Here is a 1,679-nt window from a genome sequence, read left to right as displayed (position 1 = left end):
CCAGTACCCCGGCGCCCCCGTACCGCCCGCCGGCGGCACCGGCGGCGGCCCCTTCAAGGGCAGGACGGGCATCGTCATCGCCGCCGCGACCGCGGGCCTCCTCGTCATCGGCGGCGGCACCTGGTGGGCACTCAGCGGCGACGACGAGCCCAAGCAGCCCGTCGCCCAGGCGTCCACCTCCGCCGCCCCCGAGCCCAGCGGCTCCGGCGAGGCGTCCGACGACGTCGACAAGGGCGACGGCACCGGCGGCGGCCGCGCCCAGGACGACGACCTCAACGCGGGCCGCCAGCCCGGCGAGGCCAAGGTCGAGTGGCTCCTCAAGAACGACGTCGACCTGCCCCGCAACGGCGCCGACGTGCACGGCCCGTGGGTCGTCGGCGACACCATCGTCAAGGCGATGTACCGCAGCATCGAGGGCTTCTCGACGGCGGACGGCAAGAAGAAGTGGAGCATCCCCTTCACCACGGACGTCTGTGAGGCCACGCCCGCCCCGAACGCCGCCGGCGTCATGGTCATCGGCCTTGAGGACGGCACCGGCGACCGCGCCAAGTGCCGCGTCCTCCAGCAGATCGACACCAAGACCGGCAAGGCGGGCTGGAAGAAGGAGATCCCGAAGGTCAACGGCTTCGCCGGGATCTACGACCCGACCCTGGCGCTCGCCGGCAACACCCTGGCCGTCGCCGGCGGCAGCAACTCCTGGGGCTTCTCGCTGGCCGACGGCAAGCAGATCTTCGGCAAGCCCGCCGACGGCTGCATGCCCTTCGCGTACGCCGGTGAGGGCACCCGCCTCATCGCGGCGGCCGGCTGCCGCACCGGCGACGTCGACAACCCGCAGAACGAGGTGTGGGAGGTCGACCCGGCCACCGGCAAGGCCAAGTGGAAGTACCAGCTCGACCGCGGCTGGGAGGTCGACAAGGTCTACTCGGTCAGCCCGCTCGTCGTGAACGCGATCCACCGTGAGAAGAAGCAGCGCACCGTCCTCGCCCTCACGGACGCGGGCAAGCTGCGCTCGCAGCTCTCCGGCGGCAAGGACAAGTTCCAGACCAAGTGCGGCGGCGGCATGGTCTTCGCGAGCACGCGCCTCCAGAGCTGCGCGGGCGTGGTCGGCGACGGCGACACGTTCTACATGTCGACCGAGCCCACCAGCCTCACCCGAGGCACCAACGACCTGGTGGCGTTCGACCTGAACACGGGCAAGCCCAAGTGGCGCGCCAACGCGGGCGCCGAGAAGACGATGCTGCCGCTCCGCATGGAGAACGGCGAGGTCCTCGTCTACATCGAGGGCTCCTGGGACCGCGGCGGCGCCGTCGCCACGGTCGCCGCGACGGGCGGCAAGCCGAAGGTGCTGCTCCAGCACCCGGCGTCGGTGGCGCGCATCGAGCGCGACTTCTGGCAGCCGCGGTACGCCTATGCCGACGGCCGGTTCTTCATCGCGAGCGGCCGGGTCAGCGCGCAGAACGACAAGGCGGAGATGGAGACCAAGACCATGATCGCCTTCGGTAAGTAGCCAGTAGCCCGCCGGACTTCCGATCCCGAGGTACGCAGACGATGACACAGCCACCCCCGCCGCCCAACCAGCCGCCCAACCAGCCGCCGAACCAGCCTCCGGGCCCGCCGCCCGGCCCGCCGCCGCAGGGCGGCTTCGGGGCCCCGCAGGAGCCGCCTGCCGGCGGCTTCGG

General features: G+C 71.9%; 1 protein-coding gene. It reads left to right on the top strand.

Going from position 1 to position 1,679, the window contains the following annotated elements; genetic code table 11:
• The coding region (locus tag HTZ82_RS13555; protein ID WP_175409608.1) for a PQQ-binding-like beta-propeller repeat protein at positions 1-1,507 on the top strand (1,507 nt) is incomplete at its 5' end.
• Positions 1,508-1,679 lie beyond the last annotated feature (172 nt).

This window comes from Streptomyces sp. TRM64462 (assembly GCF_013362995.1).
Taxonomy (GTDB): Bacteria; Actinomycetota; Actinomycetes; order Streptomycetales; family Streptomycetaceae; genus Streptomyces.
This window is presented reverse-complemented; position numbering and strand designations above follow the sequence as displayed.